The organism is Verrucosispora sp. SN26_14.1, from assembly GCF_004307965.1.
Lineage (GTDB): Bacteria > Actinomycetota > Actinomycetes > Mycobacteriales > Micromonosporaceae > Micromonospora.
The window spans coordinates 1-7,779 of the sequence record NZ_SISL01000286.1; the positions used below are offsets into that span (position 1 = coordinate 1).

8 protein-coding genes are annotated in these 7,779 nt (G+C 73.1%); 5 read left to right on the top strand and 3 right to left on the bottom strand.

The window, feature by feature from the left end; genetic code table 11:
• Positions 1-882, bottom strand: an 882-nt coding sequence (locus EYA84_RS21780; protein ID WP_131054902.1) for a PepSY domain-containing protein, incomplete at its 3' end; no start/stop codon positions are given.
• Between the two features lie 97 nt (positions 883-979).
• Positions 980-1,978 (bottom strand): YafY family protein, encoded by a 999-nt coding sequence (locus EYA84_RS32890; RefSeq protein WP_162520281.1) that lies wholly within the window; start codon positions 1,976-1,978, stop codon positions 980-982.
• A gap of 63 nt (positions 1,979-2,041) precedes the next feature.
• Here EYA84_RS32890 and EYA84_RS21795 point away from each other — a divergent pair, with 63 nt between their 5' ends.
• Entirely contained in the window at positions 2,042-3,223 is a 1,182-nt protein-coding gene (locus tag EYA84_RS21795) for an epoxide hydrolase family protein (RefSeq protein WP_131054904.1), read from the top strand.
• A gap of 3 nt (positions 3,224-3,226) precedes the next feature.
• Here EYA84_RS21795 and pobA read toward each other — a convergent pair whose 3' ends face one another.
• Complete coding sequence (pobA, locus tag EYA84_RS21800; RefSeq protein WP_131054905.1) at positions 3,227-4,396, bottom strand: 4-hydroxybenzoate 3-monooxygenase; 1,170 nt, start codon at positions 4,394-4,396, stop codon at positions 3,227-3,229.
• Positions 4,397-4,717: 321 nt separating this feature from the next.
• Between pobA and EYA84_RS21805 the strand changes: the two genes are divergently transcribed.
• The 4 genes from EYA84_RS21805 to pcaG are packed head-to-tail and all read left to right on the top strand — an operon-like array spanning position 4,718 to position 7,656.
• Positions 4,718-5,536, top strand: a complete 819-nt coding sequence (locus EYA84_RS21805; RefSeq protein ID WP_131054906.1) for a CoA transferase subunit A — start codon at positions 4,718-4,720, stop codon at positions 5,534-5,536.
• On the top strand, positions 5,533-6,300 hold the full coding sequence (locus tag EYA84_RS21810; protein ID WP_131054907.1) for a CoA-transferase subunit beta: 768 nt from the start codon (positions 5,533-5,535) through the stop codon (positions 6,298-6,300). Before EYA84_RS21805 ends, EYA84_RS21810 begins: the two co-directional genes overlap by 4 nt.
• 50 nt (positions 6,301-6,350) lie before the next feature.
• Positions 6,351-7,094 carry a protocatechuate 3,4-dioxygenase subunit beta gene (gene pcaH / locus EYA84_RS21815; protein ID WP_131054908.1) on the top strand — a complete coding sequence of 248 codons (744 nt, stop codon included), beginning with the start codon at positions 6,351-6,353 and terminating at the stop codon, positions 7,092-7,094.
• Positions 7,087-7,656, top strand: coding sequence for a protocatechuate 3,4-dioxygenase subunit alpha (pcaG, locus tag EYA84_RS21820; RefSeq protein ID WP_131054909.1), 570 nt, complete (start codon positions 7,087-7,089; stop codon positions 7,654-7,656). The genes pcaH and pcaG overlap by 8 nt, the downstream gene beginning before the upstream one ends.
• Positions 7,657-7,779: the final 123 nt, after the last annotated feature.

Here is a 7,779-nt window from a genome sequence, read left to right on the forward strand (position 1 = left end):
CCCCACGGGTGCCCCGCCGTGGTCGTGTGCGCCGCCGGAGTCGGCCGGTACGCCGGACAGGCCGGTCGACAGCGCGGGCCGGCCGGCGTCCATGGCGTCCAGGCCGGCGGCGAAGTTCCCCCCGGCGAACCGGGACCAGGTCAGCCCGGTGGCGGAGAGCACGAGCAGACCCACCGCGAGCCAGACGCCGGTGGTGGCGTGCCAGCTCCGGGTACGCCGGACCCCCTTGCCGGCGGAGACGTCCGGCACCAGCAGGTGCCTCACCCGAGCGCGTCCGCCGCGCCGACGCCACCACAGGGCGATCCCGCCCAGCGCCAGCACCCACAGCCAGCTCGCGGCGATCTCGGAGTAGTGCCGTCCCAGGTCACCGAGGTGCAGGTGGCGGTGCAGGTCGTCCAGCCAGGTGGTGGCGGGCGTGGAGCCGAACCAGGTGGTCAACTGTCCGCGTACCTCGGCGGTGTACGGGTCGACGTAGACGGTGTGCTGCTTGTCGCCCAGCTCGGGCAGCGCGAACACCACCCGGGTGGTGTACTCGCCGGTGCCGGGGGAGACGCCGAACAGGCTGCCCTCGGGATGGAACGCCCGCGCGGCGGTGATCTGCTCGGCCAGCGGCCTCGGCTCACCGACGGAGGCGACGGTCAGCTCGTCGGCGTAGAGGATCCGGTCCAGTTGCGGGGTGACGGTGTACGCCAGGCCGGTCAGGGCGGCGACGACCAGGAAGGGCGCGACCAGGACGCCCGCATAGAAGTGCAGGCGGACCAGGAGTGCGGCCAGCGGCGAAGGGCGGCGTGGTGCGCGGGCGGGCGACGGTTCGGCGGCGGGCCGTTCCGGGCCGGGCGTGGAGTCCGGTGTGGAGGCACCGGAGACTTCGGTCAGAGACATGACTTTTCCGATCGGACTAGAAGGTCTTTCCGCGGACGCGCCCGTGCCCTTCGGGTCGCTGTTGCTGCCGTCGCCCGGTCGCCCGCCGCTCTGCCCTCTAGTCGGCCGCCGGGCCGTCGCAGTTCCCGCCACTCTCGCCGTCCCCGCCCGAGACGCCCCGGTGGCAGCGCTCGCCCAGGTCGCGCAGCGCCGTCACCAGCTCGGGCGGGCCGGGCACGGTGAAGTCGACGCCGAGGACCGCGATCATCCAGGCCAGGTCTGCGGCCGTCGCCGCGCCGAGGTGCAGCAGGCAGCGATGGTCGTCGACCGCCTCCACCGCACCCATGCCCGGCCAGACCCGCTCGGCCACCACGGCGGCGGGCGCGTGCATCGTGACGGTGGTCCGGACCGGGTACGGGCCGGTCGACAGCGTCCGTGCCAGGTAGGCGCTCGCGTCCGGGTCGGGCAGCTCACGGGCGACGAACCGGGGCCCGGTGGGCGTACGCGGACGTAGCCGGTCGACCCGGAACGAGCGCCAGTCCTCGCGGTCGACGTCCCAGGCGACGAGGTACCAGTACCGGCCCCAGCTCACCAACGCGTGCGGCTCGACGGTGCGCCGCGACCGGTCGCCGTGATGGCTGGTGTAGTCGAACCGCAGCCCCTCCCGACGGTGACACGCGTCGGAGACTGCCACCAGCACGTCCGGGGAGACCGTCGGGCCGGGACTCTCGGCGCGTACCGTGGCGCGGTGCAGCCCGCTGACCCGGTGCCGCAACCGGGACGGCAGCACCTGCTCCACCTTGTGCAGGGCGCGCAGGGCGGTCTCGCCGATGCCGCTGACCGCACTGGCGGTGGCAGTCCGCAGCCCGATCGTCACGGCCACCGCCTCGTCGTCGTCGAGCAGCAGCGGTGGCAGCGCCGCGCCGGCACCGAGCCGATAGCCGCCGGTGCCCTGGGTGGCGTGCACCGGGTAGCCCAGCTCGCGGAGTCGGTCGACGTCCCGGCGCACGGTCCGCGCGGTGACCCCGAGCCGCGCCGCCAGTTCCGCGCCGGACCACTGACGGTACGTCTGCAACAGCGACAGCAACCGGAGCAGGCGTGCGGAGGGCGTCGACATGTGATCGAGGATGCCACCGGCTTAGGACCGGAACTGACCTAACCGGCTCCTAGCGTCGACCGCATGACCGACGACATCGTCCCGTTCCACCTGGACGTCCCGCAGTCCCAGCTCGACGACCTGCACGCCCGGCTGGCCACCACCCGCTGGCCCGCGCTGCCCGACGTCGGCTGGACCCGGGGCGTACCGGTGGACCAGCTCCGGGACCTGGCCGAGTACTGGCGTACCCGCTACGACTGGCGCGGCCACGAGGCGGAGCTGAACACCCTCCCGCACCACCGCACCGAGATCGACGGGCAACCGCTGCACTTCCTCCACGTACGCTCGCCCGAGCCGGACGCGCTCCCGTTGCTCCTGCTGCACGGCTGGCCGGGCTCGTTCCTGGAGTTCCTGGACACCGTCGGGCCGCTGACCGACCCCCGCGCGCACGGCGGCGACCCGGCGGAAGCCTTCCACCTGGTGATCCCGTCGCTACCCGGATTCGGCTTCTCCGCACCGCTGTCCGGGCCCGGCTGGGGCAGCGAACGGATGGCCGGCGCGCTGGTCGAGCTGATGCGCCGGCTCGGTTACGCCCGCTACGGCGTGCAGGGCGGCGACACCGGCTCGTACGTCGCCCCGGCGATCGGTCGGCAGGCACCGGAGCGGGTGGTCGGCGTGCACGTCAACGCGCTGCTCACCTTCCCGTCCGGGGTCGAGGGCGAACTCGACGGACTCACCGACGTCGAGCAGGCCAGGCTGGACGCGTTGACCGCCTACAACGACGGGTACCTCCAGATCCAGGCGAAGTCACCGCACACGCTCGCCTACGGGCTGCACGACTCGCCGGTGGGCCAGCTCGCCTGGATCGTCGAGATGTTCCACCGGCTGACCGACCTGCCCGCCGACGGGAACCTCGACGACGTGGTCGACCGGGACCGACTGCTGACCAACGTCACCCTGTACTGGCTGACCGGCACGGCCGGCTCCGCAGCCCAGGTCTACTACGAGGACATCACCGCCGCCACCTGGTCCGACGAGGCGTGCGGCGACGACGCGGCGGGCGACTGGGGCGTGGGGGAGCCGTCCACCGTGCCGACCGGGGTGCTGGTGTCCCGGTCCCGTGACGTCACCGTGCGGCGGCTCGCCGAACGCGACCACCACGTGGTGCACTGGGCCGAGTACGACACCGGCGGGCACTTCTTCGCCCTGGAGCAGCCGCAGGTCTTCGTCGCCGACTTGCGCACCTTCTTCGGCGCCCTGCGGTAGGGCTCAGACCTGCGGCAGGCCCACGTAGTTCTCCGCCAGGCTGGTCGCGTACGCGTCGGAGGTGGTCACGTACCGCAGGGTCGCCGACTGGATCTTCGCCTCGTACGGGTCGTTCGCGTCGAGCCGGTGCAGCATCGAGGTCATCCACCAGGAGAACTGCTGGGCCCGCCACACCCGCCGCAGCGCGGTGGCCGAGTACCCGTCGAGCAGGTCGGTGCTCCCGTCGGCGTACCAGGCGGCGAAGGCGTCGCCGAGCAGCGCGACGTCGGCCAGCGCCAGGTTCATGCCCTTCGCGCCGGTGGGCGGCACGATGTGTACGGCGTCACCGGCCAGGAAGAGTCGCTGCCAGCGCATCGGCTCCACCACCAGGCTGCGCAACGGCGTGATCGACTTCTCCAGGACCGGTCCCTCGTTGAGGCGCCACCCGGGCACGGTCTCCAGCCGGGTACGCAGCTCGGCCCAGATCCGTTCGTCCGGCCAGTCGGCGATGTCCGAGTCGGCGGGCACCTGGAGATAGAGCCGGGAGATCTCCGGCGAGCGCAGGCTGTACAGCGCGAAACCCCGCTCGTGGTGGGCGTAGATCAGTTCGTCCACCGCGGGCGGGGCGGCGGCCAGCACCCCCAGCCAGGCGAACGGGTACGTCCGCTCGTACGTGTGCAGCACCCCGTCGGGCACGGCCGCGCGACTGATCCCGTGGAAGCCGTCGCAGCCCACCACGAAGTCGCAGTGCAGTTCCGCCTCGACGCCCTCGTGCCGGTAGTGCACCACCGGCGCGGAGTCCAGGCCGGACAGGCGTACCGCCTCGGCCTCGAAGAGGATCGTCGCGTCGGCGGCGAGTCGGGCGGCGATCAGGTCCTTGACCACCTCCTGCTGCCCGTACACGGTGATCGCCCGGCCGGTCAGCTCGGTCATCGGCACCCGGTGCGACTCGCCGTCGAAGCGCAGCTCGATGCCCTCGTGCCGCATTCCCTCCCGGTCCAGCCGCGCCCCCAGGCCGGTCCGGCGCAACAGGTCGACCGAGCCCTGTTCGAGCACTCCCGCGCGGACCCGGTGCTCCACGTACTCCCGGCTGCGGCTCTCCAGCACCACCGAGTCGATGCCGTGCCGGTGCAGCAGGTGCGACAGCATGAGACCGGCCGGTCCCGCCCCGACGATGCCGACCTGGGTACGCATCCGTGCCTCCTCGACCTGTCTGGCGTGCCGTGCGCGTACGCGCGACGGCCGGGCGTCACGGCGTTCCGGAGGACACCCCGTCCCGTCGCGGGGGGAGGGGTCACCGGCTGTTCGCAAGCCGAACGTCCGTTCTCATCAGGAACGTTGGCACGCGGGTCGGGGCCGAGTCAACGGGCGTGCCGCACCATTTCCCGGCCGCGCCGCGCCGCCGGTCGGGTGCGTTGACGGGGTCGACAGCGGACCGCTACGTTCGAGATAAGTACGCGCGTCCGTATGCCGAACAGGTTGACGGGCCGCGGAGATCGGGAGGCGGAGAGGCCCATGGCGAAGCTCGTCTCGCTGGCCGACGGCGTCGCGGACCTGGTCCGCGACGGTGACACGGTGGCGCTGGAAGGATTCACCCACCTGATCCCGTTCGCCGCCGGCCACGAGATCATCCGGCAGGGGCGGCGTGACCTGACCCTGGTCCGGATGACCCCGGACGTCATCTACGACCAGCTCATCGGCGCCGGCTGCGCCCGACGGCTGGTCTTCTCCTGGGGCGGCAACCCCGGCGTCGGCTCGCTGCACCGCTTCCGCGACGCGGTGCAGAACTCCTGGCCGGTCCCGCTGGAACTGGAGGAGCACAGCCACGCCGGGATGGCCAACCGGTACGTCGCCGGGGCCTCCGGGCTGCCGTTCGCGGTGATGCGCGGCTACACCGGCACCGACCTGCCCCGGCACACCGACAACATCCGCACCGTGGACTGCCCGTTCACCGGCGAGACGCTCACCGCCGTGCCCGCCCTGCGCCCCGACGTGACCGTGGTGCACGCCCAGCGCGCCGACCGCGCCGGCAACGTGCAGATGTGGGGCATCACCGGCGTGCAGAAGGAGGCGGTGCTCGCCGCCGACCGGTCGCTGGTCACCGTGGAGGAGATCGTCGACGAGCTGACCCCGGTGCCGGGGCAGGTGGTGCTGCCCGGCTGGGTCGTGGACGCGGTGGCCCGGGTGCCCGGCGGCGCCCACCCCTCCTACACCCAGGACTACTCGGTCCGCGACAACGACTTCTACCGCGCCTGGGACGCGGTCAGCCGGGACCGCGACACCTTCCAGGAGTGGATCGAGCGGCACGTACGCGACGTGGAGGTGCCGGCATGACCGACGGGTACACCGCCGACGAGATGATGACGGTCGCCGCCGCCCGGCAACTGCGCGACGGCACCGCCTGCTTCGTCGGCATCGGGCTGCCCAGCACCGCGGCGAACCTGGCCCGGGCGACCCACGCCCCCGATCTGGTGCTCGTCTACGAGTCGGGCTGCCTCGGCGCCAAGCCCGACCGGCTCCCGCTGTCCATCGGCGACGGCGTGCTCGCCGACACCGCCGACGCGGTGGTCTCGGTGCCCGAGGTCTTCAACTACTGGTTGCAGCCCGGCCGCATCGACGTCGGGTTCCTCGGCGCCGCGCAGCTCGACCGGTACGGCAACATCAACACCACCGTCATCGGCGGCGACTACCGCGACCCTGCCGTGCGACTGCCCGGCGCCGGGGGCGCACCGGAGATCGCCGCCTCCTGCCGGGAGGTGGTGGTCGTGGTGCGGCAGAGCCGCCGGACGTTCACCGACCGCGTCGACTTCGTCACCTCCGTCGGCTACGGCGACGGGCCCGGCGCCCGGGCCCGGCTGGGCCTGCGTGGCGGCGGCCCGAAGACCGTCATCACCGACCTCGGTGTGCTCGAAGCCGACCCGGCCACCTGCGAACTCACCCTGACCCGACTGCACCCGGGGGTCACCGTGGCACAGGCGAGGGCGGCCACCGGCTGGCCCCTCGCCGTCGCCGACGACCTGGCCACCGGTACGCCGCCCAGCGCCACCGAACTCACCGCGCTGCGCGCTCTCGAGGCGACCGTCCGGTCGACCCGGTGAGCGGGCGGCCCCGGCGGGGACCCGCCGACACCGAGGGGAGAACCCACGCCATGACCCGAGACAGCGGCGCCCGGCTGGTGCTGCCGAGCTACCGACGTGACGACGTCGAGGCCCATCCGCCCCTGCTCAGCCCCGGTTACCGCTCCACGGTGGCCCGTGCCCCCGCCCAGCCCCTGGTACACCTGCCGCAGCGACTCACCGAGATCACCGGCCCGCTGCTCGGTGACGGACGCATCGGCGACCTCGACCACGACCTGACCCGCCAGCACGACGGCGAACCGCAGGGGCAGCGGATCATCGTGCACGGCCGGGTACGCGACGGCGACGGGCGCGCCGTGCCGCACACCCTGGTGGAGATCTGGCAGGCCAACGCCGCCGGTCGCTACCGGCACGCCGCCGACACCTGGCCGGCCCCGATCGACCCGCACTTCACCGGCGTCGGGCGGGCCCGCACCGACGCCGACGGGCGCTACGAGTTCGTCACCGTGCTGCCCGGCGCGTACCCGTGGCGCAACCACGACAACGCCTGGCGACCCGCGCACATCCACTTCTCGCTGTTCGGGCGCGCCTTCACCCAGCGCCTGGTGACCCAGATGTATTTTCCCGGCGACCCGCTGTTCTTCCAGGACCCGATCTTCAACTCGGTCCGCGACCCGCAGGCCCGGGAGCGCATGGTCGCCCGGTACGACCACGACGCGACCCGACCCGAGTGGGCGCTGGCGTACGCGTTCGACATCGTGCTGCGCGGCCGGGAGGCCACCCCCTTCGAGGACGAGGACGACCACGATGACTGAACGTCTCGGTGTCACGCCCGCCCAGACCGTCGGTCCGTACCTGCACATCGGCCTGCGCTGGGCGGACGGGGCGTACGTGGTGCCCGAGGGCACGCCGGAGGCGTTCTGGATCCGGGGCCGCATCGTCGACGGCACCGGCGCCCCGGTGCCCGACGCCCTGGTGGAGAGCTGGCAGGCCGACCCGGACGGTCGCTTCGACCACCCCGACGACCCGCGCGGCGCCCGGCCGCCGTCGGTCGCCGGCTTCCGTGGCTTCGGCCGCGCCGAGACCGACCCGCAGGGGGAGTACGCGCTGCTCACCGTCAAGCCGGGACCGCTGCCCGCCCCGGAGGGCGGGACCGAGGCACCGCACCTGACCGTCTCCGTCCTCGGGCGCGGGCTGCTGCACCGCCTGGTCACCCGGATCTACTTCCCCGGCGAGCCGACCAACGCCACCGACCCGGTGCTGCGTACCGTCGACCCCGACCGTCGGGACACGCTGCTGGCCCGCCCGGCCCCGGACGGCTACCGGTTCGACATCCGTCTGCAGGGGGAGCATGAGACCGTCTTCTTCGCCCTCTGACACCCTGCTGCGGGGCCTGTCCGGCACACCGGACGTCGATGCCGAGCTCGGCGACACCGCCCTGCTGCGGGCGCTGCTGGACGTGGAGGCCGCGCTGGTCCGGGCCGCCGCCGACGCCGGACT

Excerpts from the sequence above, each read along its gene's own strand:
- EYA84_RS32890 (WP_162520281.1), bottom strand. The coding sequence starts at position 1,978 with ATGTCGACGCCCTCCGCACGCCTGCTCCGGTTGCTGTCGCTGTTGCAG.
- EYA84_RS21795 (WP_131054904.1), top strand. The coding sequence starts at position 2,042 with ATGACCGACGACATCGTCCCGTTCCACCTGGACGTCCCGCAGTCCCAG.
- pobA (WP_131054905.1), bottom strand. The coding sequence starts at position 4,396 with ATGCGTACCCAGGTCGGCATCGTCGGGGCGGGACCGGCCGGTCTCATG.
- EYA84_RS21805 (WP_131054906.1), top strand. The coding sequence starts at position 4,718 with ATGGCGAAGCTCGTCTCGCTGGCCGACGGCGTCGCGGACCTGGTCCGC.
- EYA84_RS21810 (WP_131054907.1), top strand. The coding sequence starts at position 5,533 with ATGACCGACGGGTACACCGCCGACGAGATGATGACGGTCGCCGCCGCC.
- pcaH (WP_131054908.1), top strand. The coding sequence starts at position 6,351 with ATGACCCGAGACAGCGGCGCCCGGCTGGTGCTGCCGAGCTACCGACGT.
- pcaG (WP_131054909.1), top strand. The coding sequence starts at position 7,087 with ATGACTGAACGTCTCGGTGTCACGCCCGCCCAGACCGTCGGTCCGTAC.